The sequence below is a fragment of the Acidaminobacter sp. JC074 genome (assembly GCF_022496765.1).
Taxonomy (GTDB): domain Bacteria; phylum Bacillota; class Clostridia; order Peptostreptococcales; family Acidaminobacteraceae; genus JABXKX01.
The window spans coordinates 260,297-283,761 of record NZ_VANV01000004.1 but is presented as its reverse complement, the minus strand read 5'-3'; the positions used below and the strand labels follow the sequence as shown (position 1 = coordinate 283,761).

Here is a 23,465-nt window from a genome sequence, read left to right as displayed (position 1 = left end):
AAGAAATGACATAATACATATAATGACATAAGATCGGCTTTAACAAGGCGTTTGGGGCATTCTTACTGAGATACGATCCCATTCTGTAGGCGAGATTCCTACACGATACAAAGGAGAGCCGTGGCCTTTGGGGTCTTAGGACTTTAACCAGAATGTAATTTTCTATGTTTTACTACATTTTTGGTAACGGTGTATAGAGCGTAATAGACCCTCATTTTGTCCGTTTATATATTCTCTATTATCACGACCTACTTCTTAACCTTTTTCCCAAAATAAAAATCAGAACCACTTCAAGCAGCTCTGACTTAAAAATTATAACTTTTCAAGCTCTTTCTTTGTTTTTACCTTTACTTTGATTTCATCTTCAATTCTAAACTTAAGTCGCTTGTCTGCTTGAATCAGAAATTCAAACTCTTCAAAGCTTACAAGACTATAATAGTTAATTTGCAAATCAGTAAAGATATCTCTAAAAGACACATAACGTCTTTTGTCTTTTAGTTCGTCGAAGGCATAATCACATATGTTGTCTCTTCTAAGTATAATAGGCTTATTGATCCACTTAAAATCATGTTCACTTTTGTTCATACCAAACAGAGCATCTAAAATAATATACTCGACGGGATTTCTCCGGCCCATTTGTAGTAATACTTAGAAATAAAGTCTATGGCTTCCTGATGCATTTTATTGAGGTTATAGGCTTCATAACTCTATAATCCTATAGACATCCTCTCGGTCATTTAAGAACTCTTTGATTTTGTAATCCAAGTATCTCTTATAATCTTTCTTTTCAAGTAGATATTGGTCTACTTCCCAATCTTCAAAACTAGGCATAAGATATCCTTTCTATAGACCAAAAACATCTGATATCTTTGATGCATCCATGGTTCTATCAGTTTTCTTACCCACATGTTCTAGCATATTATCAAGTTTCTTTTCAATAGACTTCTTAATAAGGCTTTCCGTTTCTATTTGTCTTAAGGTAAAGAAGAACAAGGGATCATTATCAAACTTTGCGCCAATGGCGTAAAGGGTTGCTGCTATATGTTTGCACATATAAGCCACATCAGGACAGGAACATCCAAAATGGATTTCATCTGGTGATGGAAAAAGTCCATATGACTTGTCTTTAAAAATCATTAAAAGTTCATCCGAAAAGTTACCAGTTAACAAATCATCTAATGTAGAGATCTTATTTTGACAGTGTTCTAATACCCGATCCCATCTTTCATCAGATAGCTTATCTATATGGATGTCACAGTCATATATCTTAGAACCAGAACCATTAATTTTTGAAAGAACTTTACCTTCTTCAATCTTAAGGTCTAAGACCGCTCCTTGCTTGACATAAGCCTTACCTCTTGAAATCCTGTTACTGTAATCAGCATAGGATTCTAGATTAGTACACCAGGCCTTACCCCACCATGACTTGGCAATGGTTCTGCCTTCTATGGTAACAGGCTCTACAGTCGGATCTTTTTTCATAAGTTTTTTTAGTTTATTCTGTGCCTTTCTTTTCTTTTCTGCAGCCGTTTCGTATCTTCCATAAAAACTCATTTATTCACCACCTAAAGAGAACAACTTCATCAGTTCTTCATCATTGTATTCAGTTAACCACTTCTCACCTGTTTCAGAAAGTATTTCTCCAGATAACTTGATTTTTTCTTCAATCATATCATTGATCTTATCTTCAATTGTCCCAGTAGTTACAAACTTATGGACCATCACTTTCTTCTTCTGACCAATTCTAAAGATTCTATCTGTTGCTTGATTTTCTACAGCAGGATTCCACCATCTATCAAAGTGAATAGCATGATTGGCACCTGTCAAATTCAGTCCAACACCACCAGCTTTTAGAGATAAGACCATAAAAGGTATGTAGTCTTCTCCATTAAAGGCTTCAACCATCTCTTGTCTCTTTTTAACTGGTGTACCACCATGTAAAACAAGACCTTCTTTTTTAAAGATAGTAGACAAATAGTCAGCAATAGGTCCTGTCATCTCCTTAAACTGGGTAAAGACAAGGACACGTTCACGCTTTTCATAGATGGTCTCACAAATGTCTTTAAGCTGCATAAACTTACCAGAGTTTTCTGGTTTATAATCTGTATTACCAAGGTATTGATCTGGGTGGTTACAGATTTGCTTAAACTTCATAATACTAGCCAATACAAGACCCCTCCTGTTAATGCCTTCAGCCTCTCCTATCTTACTTTCAATGTCTTTTAACAACTTCTTATATAAGACTTCTTGCTTCTTGGTTAGACCTGTATATGTGTTCATTTCTAACTTGTCTGGTAGGTCAGAAATGATCTTAGGATCAGTTTTCATTCTTCTTAGAAGAAATGGTTGGATCATTTTTCTAAGCCTTGAATATCCATACGGATTGTCTTTTAAAGACTTAGAGAATGTCTTAAACTCTTTTGGCGTCCCTAAGAGTCCTTGATTCATAAAATCGAATAATGACCATAAGTCGTCTAATCTGTTTTCAATTGGTGTACCTGTCATGGCAATTTTCATCTTAGCAGGAATCTCTTTAATGGCTTTAGTTTGCTTTGTACCGGGATTCTTAATGGCCTGTGCTTCATCTAGGATCAAATAATCCCAGGTCTTATCTCTTAAAAAGTCCAACTTCTTAGCCATAGTATAAGTGGTCATGACTAAGTATTCATTAGAAAGCTCTAGTTCTTCACCTTTTTTAAGCCTTGATTTATGAAGTATTTGATAGGTCATCTCAGGCGCAAACTTTTCAACTTCTTTTACCCAGTTGCCAATTAAAGAAGCTGGCAGTATTAGAAGTGCCTGGCCATCAGATACTTTTCTAGCCTTTTCTAAAAAGGCAATGACTTGAACAGTTTTTCCAAGACCCATATCATCTGCAAGACAAGCTCCAAAACCAAAGTCATTCATTTGATTTAACCAGTTATAACCATCATTTTGATAATGTCTTAGCTGGGCTTTAAATGAATCTTCTAGTGGATAGGTTTGTTTTATTTGGCCACTTAAGGCCTTATACATGTCTTTTAACCACATGCCATTATCAAAGGAAACATCTATATCTGTATCATGATCAAACTCTTCAATCTGCATTCTCAAGGCTTCTGATACCGTCATTTGACCATCTGACAGGACTTTATAATGCTCTAATGCCTCAAGGGCTTTTTCTATATTTTTCTTGTTAATTTCTATCCACTGACCCTTATAAAGCAGAAGGCCTTCTGCCATTTCAAGAAATTCTCTCAATTCTTCTTCTGTAAGGTCTAGACCATTTAAAGAAAGGGTCGGTTTAAAATCCATAAGTGCATCTAAACCTACTTTAGAAGGTTTCTTATCACCAAGTGTAACAGACATCTTAAATGGATTTTTCTTCTTCCACCAGTTAGGGATTCTACACATAATGCCATACTTCTTATAAACATGAACATCTTTTAAAAAGTCATAGGCTTCTTCAGCATTTAACTCAAGTGGTGAAAACAATTCGCCAGATTCTAAAATCTCTGAAATAAAATCACTTTCACCTGCAATCTTGGTTACTGATGCAATTAATTGAATAAGCTTCTTTTGATCATCTTTAAACGTTTCAAAAGCATGCATCAAAGGCATGTGCTTGGCACCAGATTTTGTCTTAACTGAGTATGTTGCTATAAAGGCAAAAGGTAGGTCAGACTGCTTGTTTTCAACTAAATGAAAATAGATTCGATCTGCAACATGTATGTTTTCATCTAAGCTGTTTAGAAACTTTTCAACCGTGTCTTCATAATCTAAAATAAGTCTAGAAAAAACATCATTCAAATGTTGCCACTGTAGATGTAGCCATTCACTTGTTACATGTTCTGCACCAAGTACAAGTGGTAGTTCTTCTAGTAACAATGTGAGATCTTCATCTAGTAGTGGTACCTCAACATCTTGTCTTGAAATTTCTAAATCAGACTGCTCAGACAATCTTTTTAAAAACAAGGATGACAGGTCATGTAGAAAAATAAGTCCCGGTGATAAATGTTCTTTGTCTTTAAATGTTAAATTGAATAAACCTTCATATTTATCTGAAAAAGAATCATATAAGTCTTCTAAACCTAAACATTTTTCTATATAAAACGAATCTTCAGTAAAATAGCCATATAACAGTGTTTTCTTCAAAATCAGTCTCCTTGTAACAATCTTATTACTTCACCAATAGCTTTGGCATCTTTTTTATAAGCTTTTGTTTGCCATACTTTTAAAAATTCTAATACATGTAAAATTTTATGTACTCTAATATGATGGAGTAAGGCATGAATGAGTTCTCTATCCATCTTCACATAAAGTTCAGCTAAACTTTCATAATCCTTTGATTCAAGTATTTTGATGATCTGCTCTTTAACAAATACAGGTTGATACCTGACCCAGCCTTTGTTTGAAAAGACAATTAAGGGCAGTCTTCCAGAATACTCAATACTCAGGTACCTATTTCTAACCATCCAATCTACCATAGGTTCAATATCTACCATTCTTAAATGATTGTAATAGCCATATACAGGACACTTGTCCAGTTCATGTTCTATTAGTTTCTTGTCCTTAGAACCTTTCAGTATTTTAACAAGCATACCTCTACCAGATAAATATATAATATCATCAGCTGCACGAAGAATGACTTCAATATCCTTTTCATCCAGCTTAACTTGACTGGTATCACTTAAATGCACACTGACGCGTTTTCTTCTTTTACTCATGTTTTCACCCGTTCTTTAGTATTTAAAATAAATTGGACCTGATAAAATCCATTAAGTAAATGTGTTTCACACCTTCAATATTGTCTTCATAATGCTCATCCATTGAAACAACATATTTTGGATAATGGTCTTTTACTGATAATAATGGACCAAACTCTCTTGCTATTGTCTTTTCACTCTCCATTTTGTATGTTACTTGAACATACAATTTATCACTTTTCTTTTCAGCTATAAAATCTATTTCTTTGTCTTTAATTTTTCCAATATACACTTTATAGCCACGTCTTACCAACTCGTTATAAACAATGTTTTCTAAGACACCGGAGATATTTCGATTTTTATAACCGAAAACAGCATGTTGTATACCTTGATCTGCGAGATAATATTTTTCTTGTGTTTTTAAAATCTCTTTACCATGTAAATCATATCTATTGACCTTTTCAATAATAAAGGCACTTACAAGAGCATCGATGTAATTATAAACTGTTGTAATATCTACTTTTCTATATTGACTCTTAAAATAATCGGAAATGCTTTTTGCCGAGAATGTATTACCGACATTATCCATAATGTATTTCATAATGCGGTTCAATAACTCAATGTTTCTAATATTATACCGTTGTACAACATCTCTAAGTACTATTGAGTCATAGATATCATTAATGATCATATAGGCTGTTTCTTCATCGTATTCTGCAATGTGAATAGCTGGGAATCCACCTTGGCGGATATATTTATCAACAAGTATATTCTCATCAGTTTCTCCTATTAACTGATTTTGAAAATTAGTCATCTCCACAAAAGACAATGGATACATTCTAAACTGGACATATCGTCCTGTTAATAAAGTTGAAAGCTCTGAAGATAATAAGTTGGAATTAGAACCTGTTATATAAATATCAGCGTTAAAGTCAACTAAAAATGAGTTGACTGCCTCTTCCCAACTATCTACCAACTGAATTTCATCAAAAAAAAGATAAGTTCTTCGTTCAGAAGTGACTAAACTAGAAATATAATCATAAAAGGATTTTGATGATCTAATATTATAGTTTTTCATACTTTCAAAATTGACATATATTATATCTTCATCACCTATACCACGATCCTTAAGATGTGTCTGAAGCAACTTAAGCATCGTTGACTTCCCAGATCGCCTAATACCAGTAATGACTTTAATAACTGGTTTATCTATAAATTTTTCAATAATAGCGTAATATTCATTTCTTTCAAGCATATTCATCACCTCATAATAATTATAATCCTAAAAACAGTTATTTTCAATAAAGTTTTTATGGTTATAACCATAAAAACCTCATATTATTTTTGTGCTATTGTAGATATAATCTAAATAAAGTTAAAACATTTCTCCTTAGAAAAGTTTTCTTCTATCTTTGACTTTAGTGAGTCCAGAACATCAATATCATTTTTTAGATTCTGCTGCTACATTCGGCAAATGCAAAGTCTTTTCCATCAAACGTATAAATCTCCTTACAATCTAAATTGTAACAATTTAGATTGTAAGGTCAAACTACCAAATAACTATAGCCATGTATCTTATTGTACATACTATCTAGAAAGAAAACTGCGAACAGTCGTTGTAGTTCCAGTAGGACAATAGACCGAAAAAATTAAATCTACTCTGACTAATATTTATGCTGTAAACTATTCTGTCATCATTAAAAAATGTAATGGCTAAGCATGCTTTTCTTATTCTTATAGTAGATAAATCGTGGTATAATAGTCAAAATAGAAAGAGGTAATATGAGAACATTAATGTTAATAAAACAACTACTAAAGGACTCAGACTTATCATCAGTTTCATTTAGTTTAAATGAAGATGGTAGCTTAAGTATTCAAACAAATCCTTTAGATCTAGATTTACAAGAGAAAATCCAATCCTTATTAGATAGAGAAATGGATTCATTCTTAAACAAAATTAACTAATCCGTCTGGGATTAGTTTTTCTTTGTTAGCTTAAAAAGAGAACACACCATAATGGTATGTTCTCTTTTAAGTCTTCTGGCTACCGATTTTATTAAAGCACACTATTCGTGCCATTTTTTCCAGTGTTCCTTATGTGTCTGAAGATAAGAACCCGGTTTAAAGAATTCATCGTAAAAGTCAAGATCAATGTGATGAGCTTGCAGGTAAGTTAGAATATAGAGTGAAGGTACTGTTCCCGGGAACTTACCAAAAGTATCAAAGATATATTGAGCCTGTAAAGATACACATTCTATAAATCTTTCATCATGTACCCTTGCTGCTCTACGAACTTTTTCAGAATCTTTCCAAGGACCTGGCGTTTCAGGATGATAAGGTCCGCCTTTACCAAATTTACGATTAACAACAAACTCTACTGCAGCTCGCATATTAGGATAATTGGGTGGACATGTTGCTTCCATTACTCCTTTTAATCCTGTAAAGTTTGGATATGTCCAATCCTCTTTCATAGTATAGTCAAATTTAAGACCTGGTGCCTTATCATCTTCACTAGCACCTAGTATACTAAATGGATCAACGCCATCAAACATCCAACCCCCAAGCCCTAAGGCATTAAGCATCAAAGTACCTGCATAACAACTCGTAGACATTTCAGTTGCAAGTTCTCCCATACTCAATTGTTCTACAAAGGTAAGTGGCCAAACATTGGAAGTGTCTACAATGTCCTTGAAGTCTTCAATACCAGGTATATCACATTTATTAACATCATCATATAAAACATAATTGTTTTGAAGCATATAACAAAGTCCAAATATGACATGTTGAGCCAAATCACCAATCGGAAAAACAAGGAGTGTACTAGGATGGTTTACTACCCATGTATTATGTGCTTCAATAAAAGGCGTTTCAGGTGGTAACTGTAACCGCCCATCTTGTATTTTCTTAACATCTGATTTCATAGCTTCAACTAACTTATCAAAATCAAGCTTGCCATCTGCATCTCTTTCATCAAATGCCCCAGCATCACGATTATCTATGACATAAACGCCTGTATCATCCGTAAAGAAAACCTTACTTGTATGAAATCCAGCTGCTGAAGGAAAAATCCTTCCGCTTGCAGCACCAGAATAATTAGATAGAGTTGGTGCATATGGTTTTGCTCTCATAATCATATGATGCCAACTTGTATTACCGGTCATTGCAGCTAATAAAATATACTTTTCGACTTCATGTAAGGGCTTGTGTTCATGTTTAGATTTATAGGTTAATACACCATCAGGTATTTCTGCTCCCATAAAAAATCGCCTTGACCTTCGCCCTAGCAAGGCTTCTAGGAGTGAAAAACTATTCAGTTGACTATAATCATAAGTCATTTCAAAACCTCCAAACTATGCTGTTGTTTAAGTTAATAACTATATACCATATCCTTACATCTCTAAACATACAGTCCTCGAACTCATTATGACATTTATGTTTAACAATAAAAAACATCTATAAGCAGTTCACTTTATGCTTATAGATGATAGATATAATTTCTGACATTTGAATCCTAAATGGCTTTAAAAATATAGTTTTTCCACAATGACTCAGAATTTTCAACATGCTCATAAACAAACTCAAATTGCTTCTTTGATGCAGTTAAAAGCTCATCAAGTGTATGATCATAAAACTCACGGTCAAAGTCTTCTCCGTCTACTGTTTGCAGACTCATACGTTCACTTTTTCCTATGCCATCATTTACAATAATCAATACATAAGCATCTTTTTTAAGTACTTTGTATAATTGTTTAAAAGCCATCTCTAATCTATTATTTGGTATATGAACCAAACCTGCTAATAAAATACAACCGTCAAACCTACCTAAGTGACTATAGTCTTCTAACATATTACCTACATTGAAGTCATTTTTAGGATAGTTCTTTCTAGCAATTTTTATAGACTCTTCACTAAAATCTAATCCTACAACAGAGGCTCCTAATTGATTTAAACGATCACTGTCTGAACCTACACCACAACACAAGTCTAATATTCTAGGACTTCTGGGTAGATATGTTAATAGTCTCTTAAACATAGGTATTACTGAGTCATCATCTTTTCTTCTATCAAGCCATTCAAAGCCGATTTATTATAGTAAGCTTTAGTACCTTTCAAATCTACTCCCTTCTACATATCCCATTTCAGTTGGCGTCCACCTACTAAATGATAATGCATATGATAGACTTCCTGACCACCTTCTTTATTGGTATTGGTAATTACTCTAAAACCACTTTCATCAATATGAAGTTGTTTTGCAATCTTCTGGAATGCAAAATGAATTTCAGCTATTATATGACTATCCTCGGGTTTGATATCCATGACATTAACAATATGCTTTTTGGGTACAACCAATACATGAGCTCTTGTAAAGGAATGTAGACCATAAAAGCATATGACATGGTCATTCTCAAATATAATCTCCGCCGGTTCCTCTCTGTTTATAATCTTACAAAATATACAATCTTTCATGTGTCCTCCAATATTATCTAATCTATATAGCCTATAAGCTTATAGATATCATCCTCATTATCTTTTACTGATGCTTTAAAGCTTATCATATCTTGATTCTTTAGATACCAATCATAGCAGGCTGATAAACCATCTAGAAAGTCTACTTCTTTATCATAAAAGACCCTAATTTGCGAAGTATCTAGCACATTGTCATAGTCAAAAAACGGAAAGAAATCTCTATCTTTTTTATTATGTGATTTATAATCAAACTTAATTATTTTTGCCTTTTTACCTACTACTTTTTCACAAGATGCTATCCATTCAAGGAAGTTCATAGCTTCTTTATTGCCTACATTTAGTCTCATGTTTTCTTCTGTTTCAGTAGATACTAGCTTTATAACTATCTCGGCTAAATCAATGCTATTGATAAGCTGAATTTTCGACTCACCATTGTTTGGTACTAAGATTGGTCTTTCGTTCTCGATATGGTCAAAGATGAAACTTTCTCTTTGTGCATAGTTTTCTTCACCATAAACATAAGGTGGTCTTATGGCAATAAAATGTGTCTTGGTATTTTTAAAATATTCTTCTAAATACCCTTCTGCCTCTATCTTATTTCTACCATAAAAGGTCCACACTGAGTTTTCTTTTAGGCTATCATTCTCATGATAGGGAGTTTCTAGATGATCAATATCATAGACAGCACTTGAACTCATAAAAATAAACTTTTTTAAGTTAGTCATATCAAGAGCACCACACAATACTTCCATTTGATTTCTATTAAGACCACATACATCAACAACATAATCAAATGCTTTTAATTTTAATGTCTCTTCCATTTGTGTTTTATCATTACGATCTGATATTAGGTTGACTATTTCAGGATGATCACATGGCTTAGAACCTCTATTAAGAATGGTTACATCGTAATTTCCCTTTAAAAACACATCTACAATCTTTTTTCCAATAAAATAACTGCCACCCATCACCAATACTCTTTTCATTCAAGACTCCTTTGTTTTCATCGATAAAAAATAATACCTTTTATACAAATATCCTATAATAAAAAGGCATTCTAAAGAACGCCTTTAACATTAATTACTCAAAAACTGCTTTGCAATATTTGCAAACTCTTCTGCTGATGTCATAACAGAAGGATGTGAGCCAGATTCAAAAATGTGAACACTTACGTCTTGTATAGTTAGACCGAGTTCTTTAAAGAGCTCACTAATCTCTGGACAATACTCATCTTCCTTTGATCCAGTTAAAAGAGTTGCTACCTTAAGTTCACTTATATCCTTATGAAAGAAGTCGCCAACTTCTTTATGATGTCTGATGATGACGTCTGTATCTGCATCAACAACATCCATCCAGTCATCCCCATGCATATAGGCAAAGAAATTTCTGGCGCCTTCATCTACTTTGGAAGCCTCTCTCTCTTTTTGTACTTGTCCTGCGAAATGCTCTATTGATCTTACACCTTCAAAACTATCTGCAATTAACTTTGATACCAAATCAGGATGTTCTAGTGCTACATTAATGCCAGCTAATGCACCACCGCTCGTTCCAAGAATGTTGATATCTTTATAGCCATTTTGCTCACAAAAAGCAATGACCTGCATGCCCTGATCATACCAAAAATCAATTGGAAATTCCTTTATTCTATCTGACTGTCCATGACCTAAAAAATCTATGAGAATAACTTTAAACTGATCCTCATACAAGTCTATGATCGAATCAAACATCTTTGATGAAACAGAGTTTCCATGTAGCATTAATAGCGGCTGACCAGTTCCATACTCTCTGTAAAATACCTTCTTATCTTTATACTTAAAAAATGCCATCTTATCCTCCTAGTTCATTATTTCATTCCATACTTCTTTTCAACTAGATTCTAAATAAACATTTTTACCTCCCTAACAAGCTATACTTTTATCCTCATTCATCATATCACAAAAGGCTTTTAAGATTAATCAAAAGCCTTTTACAGGATTATTACACTCTAAATATTTTTCTTAAAACAAACCAAGCGATTAACTTCCTCAAAGCCTATGGCTTTGTGAAAGTCTATACTTAAAGTATTTTCTAATTCGCAATCTGACGCCAGTTCTACACAGCCTCTATCTTTGCCCCACTTTTCAGCAAAGATCACCATATCCTGAGCGATGCCAGACCTTCTATTGCCTTCTTCTACAAAGATACCTTCTAGATAGGCAACTGGTGAGCTTTCACATCCTTCCACATAGTGATTTCTTATAGATAACTGGATAAAGCCAATATACTCATCAGCGTCCTCATAAAGAAACATATCTTCATCATCTGATACAATAGAATCTCTAAACTCTGATTTCAAATCTTCATAAACATTATCTGGCCACAGTTTTAAGCCAAGTTCTGTTAACTTATCTAAATTCTTTTCGTTTGCCTCAATCATCATCTTACATCTCTTTACATTTTGAACCTTCAACATAAGTCCATCTAATTCTTTCTTACCTTCTCACAGATGTATACTGTCGTACTTACATCCGATGAAATATATGCATCCAACCTATCAAATAAAAGATCCAACTTTATCTTTAGATCCTTTTGCCTTTTTTCATCTAGAGATAAAAAAGAGGATTGAGAATAAAAACCATTGATGGTCTCTTCCCTACTTGCTAAAAGTTGCCATTTATGATCTAGATATGATTTTAGTTGAAATTCTCCACTAGCAGAGATAGCCTTTTTACGGTTTTCTTTTAACACTTCACTATCAATGTGTTTTTTATCTGGACAGAGCTCCCATAATAAGTCGTAAGCATGCTTGATAATCTCATTTTTACTTTCTGAAAACACATTCCAAATGAGTATTAGTTTGCCTTCATCTCTTAAAAGATCAGAGCATTTTTTATATTTAATTTCTGGATCTAACCAATGAAAGGCTGTGGCACAGTAAATAAAATCATATGGTCTTTCAGATGTATTCTGCCATTTTTCAAAGGAAGATACATCCACACTGACATTCATATCCTTGACCTTTTCTATAAGAACATCTGCCAGGTTTCTGCTTAACTCTACACACTTAATTGAAAAACCTCTTCTTGCAAAGGCCATGGTTGCTTGTCCTGTACCAGGTGCAATTTCTAATAATTGATGATTTGTATTCATCCCTGTAGATTTAAGAATCCAATCGTTTATTTGACTTGGATAAGGTGGTCTACCTTTATCATAGCTATCTGCTGCTTTATCATAGGATGCTTTATCAGACATTTTTTCCTCCCACCTTATACTCAAAAAGAGCCATTGCTTTTCCGTTCTCCAAAAACACTTTTTCTACAATTTCGAAGCCCATTGATATATATAGTTCTTTCATTTTGTGCTCATCCCAGCCAGTATCTAAACGTATATACTTTGCACCACGCTTTTTACACTCATCTTCTGCATACTTTAAACATGCCATGGAAAGTCCTTTTCCAGCAAACACTCTTTTTAAACATAGCTTGTGTATATAAGCAGCCTCATTTTCTATAGCATTAGGCCACCAAGTTTCATCACGCCACTGCAGTATCATACAACACGCTGGTAGACCATCAAGGTAGCCAACACAAAAGGTATCAGCACTGGCTTCATGGGTAATAAGTTCTTCACGAACAAGCCACTCATCTAGCCAAACCCTATAGCCTTGATTTCTTCCCCATTCAGCAACTTCTTTCATAATTTCTATAGCTAAATCTACTTCATTGTTTTTCATCTCAAAATTCATATTCTTATACCTTCATTAATCGTGACTACATGACTGACTATCACTAATTCATGTATGACTTTACTCGACAATAAGCTAAAATAGCCTCTCTCTTTATCATAAGCTTTTCATCACTCGTAAACTGGTCTAAACCTAAGTAAGCTTCTTCTTTGAACTCTTCTAGTTTGTTTGTTTCAGCTATTGCATCTAAGATAATTCTGACAGCCGTGTTATTTAAATCTTCCCACCACTCGTCCTTACCCATGTTTTGGGAAAGAAGGCTCCGCCCATAGCGTTGATACGCATATATTCGAGTCTTGGGCGGAGATGAATTTCTTAGCTTCTCGATGATTTTCTTTGCTGTATAAATATCTAGTTGTCCTGCTCTTGTATGTACTTCTTTATAATTTCTATTGGAGCTCCACCACTTGATATGATTAGATAGGAGTTGGTCCATAATTTATCTTTCATATAAAACTGGTCTAAATGACTTTTGTATTCTTTTCTTATTCTTCTTGAAGTACCTGATTTAAAAACATTAATGAACTCTGTAAGTCTTATTTTAGGTGGTGCTTCGAATAACAGGTGTACATGATCAGACTCTCCTCCAAACTCAATCACTTTACATTCGTGACGACTTGTTATTAGTTCAGATATCTCCCTCATTCTATTTATCATTTCCGGTGTTAAGCATTTTCTACGATATTCAGTTGCAACAACCAAATGGTAAACCAACTTATATCTTGCATGTCTACTTTTATCATACATTGTTTTCATAGGACCTCCTTTTGTTTGTTAATTCTAGTATAGAGCATTATTTGTATAATTTGCAATAGTATAATACATTATAAAATAATATAACTTTAGTATTGAAAATCTCTTTACACCCAAACGTTTGTTTGGTACACTTGAAGTGTAGATAGGAGGCCTTATGATTAAAGCTACTAGTAAAAAAAACAAACCTAATAGTACACTTAAAGATAACATGGTTTTAGAACTTGAACTTGTTACAAGCGGTTCTGACATAAAAGCATTGGATAAAAGATTTAAAATTGCTGCTAACATCTACAACACTTTGATTCGCGTATTTAAGAAAAGAGTAAACAGACTACATCATTCGAAAGAATATAAAGAAACCTGTGACTTACATAAGGATGATCCAAATAGAAAAAGAAGGTTTAAGGAACTAAGAGAAGAATATGAATTATCCAAAGGTGATATTGAAAAATATGCAACAGACTTAACCAAGAGATTTACATTCCAGAAAGTTGGTACGACTAAGTTTCAAACACCTAGAGTACATATACATTCTCAAATTGCTCAAAATCTTGCCTATAGAGCTTTACAAGCTATTGAGCAAATGATGTTTCATCGTGCTGATGAACTGACTTTTCATAATTTAGAAAGCTTAGGTACATTAGAAGGAAAATCAAATACAACTGGTATACGATTTATAGATAGAAAAGTTAAGTGGGCTGGTCTTGAAATGAAAATAAGAGTAAAGAAGAATGACACTTATGCAAGGCAAATGCTTACAAATAAAGTTAAATACTGTAGAATCGTCAGAAAAACGATTAGAGGCAAAGTCAGATTTTATGTGCAATTAGTCTTAGAAGGTACACCACCTTTAAAGCTTGATAAAGAAGGAAATTTTAAACATATGATTGGTACAGGCACAGTAGGTATTGATATCGGTGTCTCTCAAGTTGCAGTTACAAGTGAAAATGGCATGATTCATGAGGAATTAGCACCTGGTGTTTTTCAACTAGAGCAGAAAAAGAAGCGTCTTCTTAGAGCGATGGATAGGAGTAGAAAAGCGAATAATCCCGAAAACTTTAATGAAGATGGTACTGTCAAAAAAGGTAAGAAGAAATGGGTTAATTCAAAGCATTATGAAAAACTTAGATTTAGGCATAAAGATATTTGTCGTAAGCAAAAGGTTTATAGGATTCAAGCTCATAACAGGATGGCCAATCAAATCTTAGCTTTAGGTGATGACGTTAAAGTAGAAGAAATGAATTTTGCAGGCTTGAAAAAACGTTCTAAAAAGACAGAAAAATCAAAAAAGACTGGTAGAAATAAGAGGAAGAAGAGATTTGGTAAATCTATTGGTCATAGAGCACCAGCAAGCCTATTGTTGATCATTGATAGAAAGCTCGGTTATATTGATAAAGATTTAAAATGCATAAACACCAAAAAAGTCGCAGCTAGTCAGTACAATCATGTAAGTAACCAGAGAGTCAAAAAAGCCCTAAGTGTACGTGTCCATATAGTTGATGGAAAGCTGGTACAAAGAGATCTTTATTCATCATTTGTTCTTATGTTTGTGAATAATGATTTGGAAACAATTAACCAAGTAGGTATGATTCAATTTTTTGAAGAATATTTGAAAATACAAGATGACATAATGAAGAAAAACAGTGAGATAGCAACACCTAAATGCATGGGTGTCAAAGAGTTTGTTAAAAAGGTAAGTTAAATAAAGTAATAAAAAGGATTGACGATCCTTGTAGGCGTTAATCGCTTATCTGATTCGTAACAATAGTTATTGTAAATCCAGGTAAACGGTTGTCTATGAATGGGGAAAATCTTGAAGAACAATACTTCTAGATGAGTACCACTACGAAGACTACTTTTTATAGTAATATTAAGTATAGAGTCGCTACGAAGCATTATAAGTATCTCGATGCATTGTACGTGAAAACTTCAGTAGTAAAGAGCCTCCGTCCATAGCGGTTCTTGGGCGGAGAGTACGTCAGTGTTAAATGCAAAGTACTTACTGAGGGTTTTTATCTTAATATCTTTAAAGCCTTCAGATTCAAGAATTTCTATTATGCCTTTTTCAGTTGATAAAGGACTTATTTTTTTCTCTTTTGTCTCTATATTTAAATACTTATTTACTAGACCTGTTATCCAGTCTTGGTCTTCTTGTTGTGTCCATGAAGTCAATGCAAATACACCATCTGTTTTTAAAAGCTTGTGTATCAACCGATAGTTTTTATTTATATGAATAAAGCCTAAACCAAAACCACACTGTATGTAATCAAAGCTATTTTCTTCTGAATTAAAATTTTCAAGGTCACTGCAAACGAGTCTTATATTTGATAATCCAAGCTCATCTACTTCTTCTTGCGTATGTCTGATCATCATCTCTGAAGTATCTAGTCCGGTAGCTGATCCATCTAGTCCTATTTCATTAACCGCTGGAAATAGCGATGCACCTCTACCACAGCCTATATCTAGAACCTTTTGGCCTAACTTCAGGTCTGAATGTTCAACTAACTTTTTACCAAACCATGCCCAGTAATCAGGCCCATGTTTTCCAAAATCTTTAGCGACCTTATCCCAAACATTTGTATTTGTACTGATAATGCTCTCCTTTCTCACTCCTATAAGCATTCTTCTTTTTTCCTTAAATACTATATAGTTATTTTTCAATAGGGCTTCATACTTACTTTTCTTAACCAGTTCTTAAACACTACATATTAATCTTACAACATAAGTTTGAAAGATGACATTATTAAAGAATTAAATCCTACCGACTTCATAGACGAAAATATCTTAAAACCAGCACCAACTTACGGAGCCTTGTGCATACAGCACCAAATAGACTGTACTGCTTTAAACACACAGCCCAATGACAGCCCTTTTTATGATCTGTAGAATTATTGTATGGACGTTTATTTGAAAGGAGTAAATATGGCGAATAAAACATATGGTTGGATGGGAAAATTTCTTGATGTAGACTTAAGCAAAAATATGATTGCGATTAAAGATTCCGATTTTGAAACATTAGACTCATATCTTGGTGGCAATGGTATTGGCACCAAAATTGTATATGATGAAGTCACTCCAGAAATCGAGGCATTCGACCCAAGAAATGTACTTGTGTTTGCTGCTGGAAATCTTGCAGGTACAAAGGCTTTTTCTTCAGGTCTCTTAACAGCAACATCAAAATCACCTATTGGAAACAATATGATTGCCTCAAGTCAGGCGAATGGCTTCTTCGGTTCCAGACTAAAGTTTGCTGGTTTCGATTATATTGTTATCAGAGGAAAATCGAATAAACCTGTAACTATAAAAATTACAGATAATCACGCAGAGTTGGTAGATGCTAGCCACCTAGTAGGACTTGATGCACTAGAAACTGCAAAATGTTTAAGAGAGACTTTTAATGAGAAGAAGGTATCAGTTGCAGTAATTGGTGGTGCTGGTGAAAAGAAATCTTTACTTTCAGGGATTCTTGTTGATGATGGACACTTCATAGGATCTGGTGCTTTAGGTGCAGTCATGGGTGCAAAAAACTTGAAAGGAATTGCCGTATCCGGTTCACAAGAGGTACCTGTTTTCAACTCAGAAAAGCTTACTGAGATGGTGAAGGCTTGGGCAAATGATATAAGACAATCGCAATTGGTCAACTTTTTGAGGCAGTCAGGTACAGCAGGCACTGTAGGTCCTTCTTTGGATATGGGGGATCTTATCGCAAAAAATGGTTCGACGAGTATTGGTAACTATGAGGATTTATCATCTTTTTCTTATCGTTCTAGACATAAAGTTAAAGTAGAACCATGTTATAAATGTCCCTTAAATCATTGTAGAGAAATGACCTTACTACAAGGTCCAGGAAAAGGCATTGTTATGGACGAACCAGAGTTTGAAGGCATTGCATCCATTGGAAGCAATCTCGGCATTACCGATGGTGATGTCATGCTCTACCTTCATAGTATCGTGGATAGAGAAGGTCTTGATGTTAGAAAAGTCGGCTCTGTAATCGGACTTTGCATGGAGTGTTATGAGATAGGGCTCCTATCTATAGATCAACTTGATGACATAGACCTCACTTGGGGAAACTACAAAAGTGTTGTAAAACTTATCGATAAAATTGTCAAACGCGAAGGCATTGGTGATGTGTTAGCAGATGGCATTATACCAACCGCAGAATATATTGGTGGAGATGCAAAAGATAGGGCTCTTCATGGTAAAAACGGTGCTGCTTATCATACCCATGATCTAAGAGTTTACTTCGATTATGGTTTAGGTCATATCATTTCAAGTTACTGCGGTACAAAGGAAGGTGTGGGAGTCGGCATGGTTCCAGATACCGAGGTATATGCTGGTCAGCTAAACCCACATACCCCAGAAAAGAAAGCCTACGTATTAAATGAAACTGCTGATAGAGAAGGTGTATGCGATTTAATTGGTTTGTGTCATTTCGCAGCTATATATGATGTTGCACCATCAACACTTGCAGGTGTATTTAATGCAGTAACAGGTCAAGATTACACTTATAGTGATTTGATGAAAATCTACAGAAAGAACAGGGTTCTAGCAAGAGCTTACTCATGTAGACATGGTATGACAGCTAAAGATGACACACTTTCAAAGAGATTTCTTGATAAACCATTTGACGGGCCGAATGTAGATGCTGATTTGAGAAAGCACATGGAAGAGATGAAAAATGACTACTATGACCTTGTAGGATTTGATAAAATATCAGGAAAACCACTACCTGATACACTTAAGAATTTAGGTCTTGACTTTGTTATTAAAGATTTATGGTCATAATATGAAAATCACTTTACAATACTATGAACATAAATCCTTAACTAAAATAGCCGAAGTCATAACGCTCTCTTCTGGTACTACTATTGAAAGTTTTATGAACAATCAAACCTATGATAAAAGCCGCATCTACAGGCTAAATGGCACATGAGCATCAAATGATACAATTTTACAAGAAGGCGATACCTTAACCATTATCCCTTTGATAGCAGGAGGCTAAAAAGAGGCCATTCACATGACCTCTTTCTTTATAACTTACTTAAATAGTTTCTGACCTTTAACGAAAAAAACAACTTAAAACTGTTTTCACCATCAGATAAATCCATGTTTGTGATTTCTCTTATTTTTTTCAACCTATGATTAATTGTATTCCGGTGTGCATATAACAAGCTGGCTGTAAGTGTTATGTTTTTTCCTGACGACAAATAGCAGTGTAACGTATTCAAATAATCTGTTCCGTGTAAATAATCATACTTTTCTATTCTAGATAACTGTGGCAAACAAAGTTGATCTAGACTTACATCCGATACATGCCTTAATAATGAATATACAAGATAATCTTCATAAAAATACATACATCCGCCTGATTTCATAATCTTTGATAGACCTAGTGCTTCAACGGCCTGTAAATAAAAAAACCTAATATCCAGGATATCATCAAACTCATATGAAATACCTGCTTTAAGATCATGTTCTTTTAACAATCCTTCAAGTTTTGAAAATGTCTCTAGATTTTTTTTCGCTTCAGGTAACAATAGAATTAACTCATCCTCACGATCTAGAATAATCCCCTCTGAAAATAGATGATTCAAATACATTTTTAAATAGTAGGTGTTAACAGGTTTATCAGCTATAATTTTTATAGCATAAAATTTTGGAAACTTATTAATCTTTAACATTTCTAGTCTTCTGCTAGCCAGTTCCAAGGAATCCATCTTACCATCTATCAGATCAAAAAGTATCTTTTTATAAGTACCTTTCCTAAACCCTAAAACTGACTTATCTCTTTCAATTTCAATTATCAAAACAGCTGTAATTCTCTTAACTAAAGACAGGATATTCTTGTCTAATCGTTCTTTAGATTGAACAATAGCCAATATAGCAACCATCTTATTTTCTAATGATATTTTACTAAGTATCATAGGTTGGCCACCAGATAATGATTCCACAATTATTGGATTTTCACTTTTTAGTAACTTCTCAATAACCCCATTTCTACGATACAGCCTAATAGCTTCATTGGTAGAATAACCTTTCTTTAAGGTCTCATCCCAAGAAGCATCTTCAAAAGTCTCATTAGCACTGTGATTAACAACTTTATATGAAGCATTCAAAAGAAATACAGGATTCTTTAAAAGCTCAGCTGTTCTATTTATTAAGCTTTGCATGCCTTTTTTTTCTATAACATCATCAAAGAGTCTATTCAGATACGCATCATTTTTAATAGCTTTTGTTATACTGTAACTAATCTCATTTAACAATTTAATTTGGTCCGTATCATAAGAAAATGTCATTAGACAAGAGAAATTTTTGTCACAATCTCTTATAACAATCAAGTTATTATCGAAACTGACTTTACAATCAACTAGATTAGACGCTTTTGCTATATAGAGTGTTGTATTTCTAAAGGTCACAATTTCTTTGTGAAAAATCGTTACATTATCAAAATAAATAGTTTCAGCTGGTAAAAATGTCTTAATAATCTTGTAACTTGATAAGTTATCGATAATTTCATTTAAACTAATCATCATATCCTCCCCAAATATGGTCTTTATAGATCTGATTAATATATCCCTACATGTGTTGAAATCTCTATCACTATTTGACAAGAAATAATCTTCCTTCGAAATTGAGGCAGTTAAGCTACATAATCATTTGTAATGACAATAGGGATAGATGATTCTATCCCTTGTTTGATTATTGTAGTTTAAATCTATCTGTCATCATTTTTACGTATGCTTCATCGCCACTCTCTTGTCTATATCCTATCAATTGTTCAGCATCTTCACCCACAGTATATCTCATTTGACTACTATTATCAGTTGCTGCTTGATAAATAACTTCTGCCACATTTACAGGATCAATGCCAGTATTTTCTGAAGTCATGTGTGAAAAATGACTGATGTATGGCATGTATGGATTATTTTCATCTACTGATGCAAAATCCATTGATCTCCCACCAAAATCAGTATTGATGGTGCCTGGTTCGATAATTTTTATACTAGTATTAAACTCATTAACCTCATAACTTAATGATTCAGCAAATCCTTCTACGGCATACTTTGTGCTGTGGTACGTAGAAACAACAGGAAAAGTTATTTTCCCACCCATAGAAGTCACGAACATAAGTATACCTTTCTTATTTTCTCGAAAGTGTTTAACAAAGGTTTGAGTTGTTCTAAAGACACCAAATACATTTACATCAAACTGTCTTTGAAACTGTTCTTCAGTATAATACTCAAAAGGACCACTTAAAGCATATCCTGCATTGTTAAGAAGTACATCTATCCTTCCATAAGTTTTTAATATCTCTTCATAAGCCTGATCAATAGTCGTTTGTTTTGTAACATCTAATTCAAACAACTTAATATTTTCAAATTCAGTTAATTCTTTTCCTGCTTGTATGTTACGCATAGTAGCTGCTACTTGCCAGCCTTTTTCAGCAAAATACATTGCAGTAGCCTTACCAATACCTGAAGAAGCACCTGTTATCACTATTACCTTTTTGTCCATTATTCATCATCCTTTCTCTTTAAACAGTATATGCACCATCTACAACTAGCTGACTACCTGTTATATAAGTTGCCTCATCTGAAAGTAAAAAGCTTATTGCATTTGCAACTTCTTCAGGTCTACCGAGTCTTCTAAGAGGAATGGCCTGTTTCATCTGTTCTACTGCCTCAGGTTCTGTTTTTAATAGTGGTGTGTCGATGACTCCAGGCACAACTGTATTCACTCTTATATTTTCGTCAGCATAATCTAAAGCTGCAACCTTTGTCATACCATGAGCACCATGTTTGCCTGCTGAATATGCCAGGTTATACATCATGCCCTTTGTACCATATACAGAAGTGACATTGACAATAGAGCCTGAGCCACCTGCTAGCATATGAGGTATTTGAGCTCTCATCGAGTAATAAACACCATCATAGATAATACTTGTTACACGCTTGTATTCTTCTATTGGCAGATCTGCAGTTTTGTCAAAGGCTTGATTTAAACCTGCATTATTGACTGCATAATCAAGCTTGCCATACAGCTTTATTGTTTCAACGAGAGCTCTTTCAATGGATGTTGGATCAGATACATCACACTGAACAGCACTTGCTATGCCACCATTTTTTTCTATTTCATCTACGACCTTATTAAGTTTTTCTAGGGTTCTACCTACAACTACGACACTTGCCCCTTGACTGGCCAGTTTATAAGCAGTTTGCTCGCCTATACCTGAACCACCACCTGTGATAAACGCAACTTTTCCTTTATGTCTCATAAGTTTTCCTTTCTACTTCATTTGTGAAAGCATCATTCTATCAAACATTCTGTCCGATAATAGACGTCTCATCCATAACATCATTGGACCACCAGTACCTACACAGTAACGCGTTTTTGGTCTTCTTGAAGTAACAGCTTTTACAATCGTTTTTCCTATAACACTTGGTTCAGAACCTCTGCCACCAAATCTATTTAGCATATCTGCGTGTTTTCTAGTCAAATTACCATAAGCAGTATGACCTGAAACTTTCAGCATATTTTCTACTGCAATGCCACCCCACTCTGTTTTAATAGAACCTGGCTCTATGATGATGACATCAATGCCAAACTCCGCCAACTCCATCCTTAAAGAATCACTCATTCCCTCTACTGCGAACTTTGCTGCATGGTACCAAGCACCATGAGGTTCACCGATTTTACCTCCAATTGAAGAGATGTTGACGATTGATCCTGAACGCTGCTTTCTCATTAAAGGTAATGCTAGTTGTGTTAAACGGCCTAAGCCCAGTACACAAACATCCATTTGTCTTCTTGCTTCTTCCATTGGGATATCTTCAAGTGCACCGTAAGATCCATATCCTGCATTGTTAACAAGAACATCTAATCTTCCTTCTTCATCTGTAATCTTTTTTATACAGTTGATCATTGATTCATCATCCGTCACATCTAGGTAAATAGTTTTAATACCTTCCTTTTTCAAACCTTTCATTCTCTCTACACGTCTTGCTGCACCATAGACAACATACCCTTCTTTTTTCAATCTTCTTGCTGTATCCTCGCCAATGCCTGATGATGCACCTGTTACTAAAGCTACTTTTTTCATTTAAATTCTCCTTTTAAAGTTTGGATGGATTAATCAATCCAACGTGTTTATTTTTTTACTGCTTGAATCAACAAGCAGCAACATATTAATTATTAACTTTTTACTGAGTCCCAGCAAATCTGCAAAAATGCATTTTCATCTTTGTCTGTAAACTCATACTTACCTGTTCTCATACCTCTGGCAATTGCCATGACAGAACCATTGATCACTTGAATCAAAACTTCTATCTTGCAATCTTTAATCAGTTTTTCTTGCTGACCTCTTTTAATCAAGTCCACTAAGGCAGAGTAGAAACCATCATCGTCAAGTCCGACAATAACGTTGACATCTGCATAGAAGTAAGAAAACTGCTCAACAAAATTTACTTCGTCAATATTATCAATACAATACTTTAAGTATCTAGATACAAACAAATTTAGTTTACTTCTTACATCCATTTGATCATCAAAGTCTGCCAAAACAATATGACTGATTTTTTTTCTGATTTCTTGGTATAAAACTAGAATAAGTTCATCTTTAGACTTAAAGTGGTTATAGAGTGTTCCGTATCCTGCATTTGCCTCTTCTAGAATTGTGGCTAATGTCAAGCTTTGAAATCCACCTTCAATTATCAACTTCAAGGTTGCCTGAAGTATATCATCTTTTTTACTCATCTTATCTCGCCTTTCCGGATTGGATAATCCAAGTATAGATTGTTCAATCCAAAATGTCAAATCTTTTTTGAAAATTT

The 23,465-nt window shown here is 34.2% G+C and carries 25 protein-coding genes and 1 pseudogene; 4 read left to right on the top strand and 22 right to left on the bottom strand.

What is annotated here, in order from left to right; all coding sequences use genetic code 11:
• Positions 1 to 312 precede the first annotated feature (312 nt).
• The 6 genes from EZV73_RS06105 to EZV73_RS06085 form a co-directional block, all read right to left on the bottom strand.
• Positions 313 to 585: a hypothetical protein gene (locus EZV73_RS06105; RefSeq protein WP_240839316.1), complete on the bottom strand. Its 273-nt coding sequence runs from the start codon at positions 583 to 585 to the stop codon at positions 313 to 315.
• Between the two features lie 114 nt (positions 586 to 699).
• Positions 700 to 831, bottom strand: coding sequence for a hypothetical protein (locus EZV73_RS28605; RefSeq protein WP_255812901.1), 132 nt, complete (start codon positions 829 to 831; stop codon positions 700 to 702).
• Between the two features lie 12 nt (positions 832 to 843).
• Complete coding sequence (locus EZV73_RS06100) at positions 844 to 1,554, bottom strand: SWIM zinc finger family protein (protein ID WP_240839315.1); 711 nt, start codon at positions 1,552 to 1,554, stop codon at positions 844 to 846.
• Complete coding sequence (locus EZV73_RS06095) at positions 1,555 to 4,134, bottom strand: DEAD/DEAH box helicase (RefSeq protein WP_240839313.1); 2,580 nt, start codon at positions 4,132 to 4,134, stop codon at positions 1,555 to 1,557. It abuts the gene before it with no gap.
• A 2-nt stretch (positions 4,135 to 4,136) separates the two neighbouring features.
• A complete protein-coding gene (locus tag EZV73_RS06090; protein WP_240839311.1) occupies positions 4,137 to 4,706 on the bottom strand; it encodes an RQC-minor-1 family DNA-binding protein in 570 nt (189 codons plus the stop codon).
• Between the two features lie 22 nt (positions 4,707 to 4,728).
• Positions 4,729 to 5,940: an ATP-binding protein gene (locus EZV73_RS06085; RefSeq protein ID WP_240839309.1), complete on the bottom strand. Its 1,212-nt coding sequence runs from the start codon at positions 5,938 to 5,940 to the stop codon at positions 4,729 to 4,731.
• Between the two features lie 527 nt (positions 5,941 to 6,467).
• Between EZV73_RS06085 and EZV73_RS06080 the strand changes: the two genes are divergently transcribed.
• Entirely contained in the window at positions 6,468 to 6,650 is a 183-nt protein-coding gene (locus tag EZV73_RS06080) for a hypothetical protein (RefSeq protein WP_240839307.1), read from the top strand.
• Between the two features lie 101 nt (positions 6,651 to 6,751).
• Here EZV73_RS06080 and EZV73_RS06075 read toward each other — a convergent pair whose 3' ends face one another.
• The 10 genes from EZV73_RS06075 to tnpA form a co-directional block, all read right to left on the bottom strand.
• Positions 6,752 to 8,020, bottom strand: a complete 1,269-nt coding sequence (locus EZV73_RS06075; protein WP_240839305.1) for a hypothetical protein — start codon at positions 8,018 to 8,020, stop codon at positions 6,752 to 6,754.
• Positions 8,021 to 8,196: 176 nt separating this feature from the next.
• Entirely contained in the window at positions 8,197 to 8,718 is a 522-nt protein-coding gene (locus EZV73_RS06070) for a class I SAM-dependent methyltransferase (protein ID WP_240839303.1), read from the bottom strand.
• A 92-nt stretch (positions 8,719 to 8,810) separates the two neighbouring features.
• Entirely contained in the window at positions 8,811 to 9,152 is a 342-nt protein-coding gene (locus tag EZV73_RS06065) for an HIT domain-containing protein (protein ID WP_240839301.1), read from the bottom strand.
• Positions 9,153 to 9,169: 17 nt separating this feature from the next.
• On the bottom strand, positions 9,170 to 10,138 hold the full coding sequence (locus EZV73_RS06060) for an NAD-dependent epimerase/dehydratase family protein (RefSeq protein ID WP_240839299.1): 969 nt from the start codon (positions 10,136 to 10,138) through the stop codon (positions 9,170 to 9,172).
• Positions 10,139 to 10,228: 90 nt separating this feature from the next.
• Positions 10,229 to 10,978, bottom strand: coding sequence for an alpha/beta fold hydrolase (locus tag EZV73_RS06055; protein WP_240839298.1), 750 nt, complete (start codon positions 10,976 to 10,978; stop codon positions 10,229 to 10,231).
• A 158-nt stretch (positions 10,979 to 11,136) separates the two neighbouring features.
• Positions 11,137 to 11,604 carry an aminoglycoside 6'-N-acetyltransferase gene (gene aac(6') / locus EZV73_RS06050; RefSeq protein WP_240839297.1) on the bottom strand — a complete coding sequence of 156 codons (468 nt, stop codon included), beginning with the start codon at positions 11,602 to 11,604 and terminating at the stop codon, positions 11,137 to 11,139.
• Positions 11,605 to 11,612: 8 nt separating this feature from the next.
• Entirely contained in the window at positions 11,613 to 12,383 is a 771-nt protein-coding gene (locus EZV73_RS06045; protein ID WP_240839295.1) for a bifunctional 2-polyprenyl-6-hydroxyphenol methylase/3-demethylubiquinol 3-O-methyltransferase UbiG, read from the bottom strand.
• Entirely contained in the window at positions 12,376 to 12,876 is a 501-nt protein-coding gene (locus tag EZV73_RS06040; protein WP_240839293.1) for a GNAT family N-acetyltransferase, read from the bottom strand. The genes EZV73_RS06045 and EZV73_RS06040 overlap by 8 nt, the downstream gene beginning before the upstream one ends.
• Positions 12,877 to 12,919: 43 nt before the next feature.
• Positions 12,920 to 13,120, bottom strand: a complete 201-nt coding sequence (locus tag EZV73_RS06035; protein WP_240839291.1) for a hypothetical protein — start codon at positions 13,118 to 13,120, stop codon at positions 12,920 to 12,922.
• A gap of 107 nt (positions 13,121 to 13,227) precedes the next feature.
• Positions 13,228 to 13,632 carry an IS200/IS605 family transposase gene (gene tnpA / locus EZV73_RS06030; protein WP_240839289.1) on the bottom strand — a complete coding sequence of 135 codons (405 nt, stop codon included), beginning with the start codon at positions 13,630 to 13,632 and terminating at the stop codon, positions 13,228 to 13,230.
• 154 nt (positions 13,633 to 13,786) lie between these two features.
• On the opposite strand from tnpA, the gene EZV73_RS06025 reads away from it, so the two are divergent.
• Positions 13,787 to 15,334 (top strand): hypothetical protein, encoded by a 1,548-nt coding sequence (locus EZV73_RS06025; RefSeq protein ID WP_240839287.1) that lies wholly within the window; start codon positions 13,787 to 13,789, stop codon positions 15,332 to 15,334.
• Positions 15,335 to 15,561: 227 nt separating this feature from the next.
• Here EZV73_RS06025 and EZV73_RS06020 read toward each other — a convergent pair whose 3' ends face one another.
• Positions 15,562 to 16,254 (bottom strand): class I SAM-dependent methyltransferase, encoded by a 693-nt coding sequence (locus tag EZV73_RS06020; protein WP_240839285.1) that lies wholly within the window; start codon positions 16,252 to 16,254, stop codon positions 15,562 to 15,564.
• 300 nt (positions 16,255 to 16,554) lie between these two features.
• Between EZV73_RS06020 and EZV73_RS06015 the strand changes: the two genes are divergently transcribed.
• Together EZV73_RS06015 and EZV73_RS28970 are read left to right on the top strand one after the other, a co-directional pair.
• Entirely contained in the window at positions 16,555 to 18,420 is a 1,866-nt protein-coding gene (locus EZV73_RS06015; RefSeq protein ID WP_240839283.1) for an aldehyde ferredoxin oxidoreductase family protein, read from the top strand.
• Between the two features lie 157 nt (positions 18,421 to 18,577).
• Positions 18,578 to 18,637 (top strand): annotated as a pseudogene (locus EZV73_RS28970) (hypothetical protein); the annotation flags it as partial.
• A gap of 28 nt (positions 18,638 to 18,665) precedes the next feature.
• On the opposite strand, the gene EZV73_RS06010 reads toward EZV73_RS28970, so the two are convergent.
• The 5 genes from EZV73_RS06010 to EZV73_RS05990 form a co-directional block, all read right to left on the bottom strand.
• Positions 18,666 to 20,165: a CdaR family transcriptional regulator gene (locus EZV73_RS06010; RefSeq protein ID WP_240839281.1), complete on the bottom strand. Its 1,500-nt coding sequence runs from the start codon at positions 20,163 to 20,165 to the stop codon at positions 18,666 to 18,668.
• 169 nt (positions 20,166 to 20,334) lie between these two features.
• Positions 20,335 to 21,150 (bottom strand): SDR family oxidoreductase, encoded by an 816-nt coding sequence (locus EZV73_RS06005; RefSeq protein WP_240839279.1) that lies wholly within the window; start codon positions 21,148 to 21,150, stop codon positions 20,335 to 20,337.
• A 19-nt stretch (positions 21,151 to 21,169) separates the two neighbouring features.
• Positions 21,170 to 21,910, bottom strand: coding sequence for an SDR family NAD(P)-dependent oxidoreductase (locus tag EZV73_RS06000; protein WP_240839277.1), 741 nt, complete (start codon positions 21,908 to 21,910; stop codon positions 21,170 to 21,172).
• 12 nt (positions 21,911 to 21,922) lie between these two features.
• The gene (locus tag EZV73_RS05995; protein ID WP_240839275.1) at positions 21,923 to 22,735 is read right to left on the bottom strand and encodes an oxidoreductase; all 813 of its coding nucleotides are present in this window, start codon (positions 22,733 to 22,735) and stop codon (positions 21,923 to 21,925) included.
• A 92-nt stretch (positions 22,736 to 22,827) separates the two neighbouring features.
• Positions 22,828 to 23,388: a TetR/AcrR family transcriptional regulator gene (locus EZV73_RS05990; RefSeq protein ID WP_240839273.1), complete on the bottom strand. Its 561-nt coding sequence runs from the start codon at positions 23,386 to 23,388 to the stop codon at positions 22,828 to 22,830.
• Between the last annotated feature and the right edge of the window lie 77 nt (positions 23,389 to 23,465).

Coding starts and splice junctions, on each gene's coding strand:
- EZV73_RS06000 (WP_240839277.1), bottom strand. CDS start 21,910: ATGAGACATAAAGGAAAAGTTGCGTTTATCACAGGTGGTGGTTCAGGT.
- EZV73_RS06045 (WP_240839295.1), bottom strand. CDS start 12,383: ATGTCTGATAAAGCATCCTATGATAAAGCAGCAGATAGCTATGATAAA.
- EZV73_RS06040 (WP_240839293.1), bottom strand. CDS start 12,876: ATGAATTTTGAGATGAAAAACAATGAAGTAGATTTAGCTATAGAAATT.
- EZV73_RS06020 (WP_240839285.1), bottom strand. CDS start 16,254: ATGCTTATAGGAGTGAGAAAGGAGAGCATTATCAGTACAAATACAAAT.
- EZV73_RS06010 (WP_240839281.1), bottom strand. CDS start 20,165: ATGATTAGTTTAAATGAAATTATCGATAACTTATCAAGTTACAAGATT.
- EZV73_RS06090 (WP_240839311.1), bottom strand. CDS start 4,706: ATGAGTAAAAGAAGAAAACGCGTCAGTGTGCATTTAAGTGATACCAGT.
- EZV73_RS06100 (WP_240839315.1), bottom strand. CDS start 1,554: ATGAGTTTTTATGGAAGATACGAAACGGCTGCAGAAAAGAAAAGAAAG.
- EZV73_RS06105 (WP_240839316.1), bottom strand. CDS start 585: ATGAACAAAAGTGAACATGATTTTAAGTGGATCAATAAGCCTATTATA.
- EZV73_RS06025 (WP_240839287.1), top strand. CDS start 13,787: ATGATTAAAGCTACTAGTAAAAAAAACAAACCTAATAGTACACTTAAA.
- tnpA (WP_240839289.1), bottom strand. CDS start 13,632: ATGAAAACAATGTATGATAAAAGTAGACATGCAAGATATAAGTTGGTT.
- EZV73_RS06035 (WP_240839291.1), bottom strand. CDS start 13,120: ATGGGTAAGGACGAGTGGTGGGAAGATTTAAATAACACGGCTGTCAGA.
- EZV73_RS28605 (WP_255812901.1), bottom strand. CDS start 831: ATGCCTAGTTTTGAAGATTGGGAAGTAGACCAATATCTACTTGAAAAG.
- EZV73_RS06015 (WP_240839283.1), top strand. CDS start 16,555: ATGGCGAATAAAACATATGGTTGGATGGGAAAATTTCTTGATGTAGAC.
- EZV73_RS06080 (WP_240839307.1), top strand. CDS start 6,468: ATGAGAACATTAATGTTAATAAAACAACTACTAAAGGACTCAGACTTA.
- EZV73_RS05995 (WP_240839275.1), bottom strand. CDS start 22,735: ATGAAAAAAGTAGCTTTAGTAACAGGTGCATCATCAGGCATTGGCGAG.
- EZV73_RS06060 (WP_240839299.1), bottom strand. CDS start 10,138: ATGAAAAGAGTATTGGTGATGGGTGGCAGTTATTTTATTGGAAAAAAG.
- EZV73_RS06055 (WP_240839298.1), bottom strand. CDS start 10,978: ATGGCATTTTTTAAGTATAAAGATAAGAAGGTATTTTACAGAGAGTAT.
- EZV73_RS06085 (WP_240839309.1), bottom strand. CDS start 5,940: ATGCTTGAAAGAAATGAATATTACGCTATTATTGAAAAATTTATAGAT.
- EZV73_RS06070 (WP_240839303.1), bottom strand. CDS start 8,718: ATGTTTAAGAGACTATTAACATATCTACCCAGAAGTCCTAGAATATTA.
- EZV73_RS05990 (WP_240839273.1), bottom strand. CDS start 23,388: ATGAGTAAAAAAGATGATATACTTCAGGCAACCTTGAAGTTGATAATT.
- EZV73_RS06075 (WP_240839305.1), bottom strand. CDS start 8,020: ATGACTTATGATTATAGTCAACTGAATAGTTTTTCACTCCTAGAAGCC.
- EZV73_RS06065 (WP_240839301.1), bottom strand. CDS start 9,152: ATGAAAGATTGTATATTTTGTAAGATTATAAACAGAGAGGAACCGGCG.
- EZV73_RS06005 (WP_240839279.1), bottom strand. CDS start 21,150: ATGGACAAAAAGGTAATAGTGATAACAGGTGCTTCTTCAGGTATTGGT.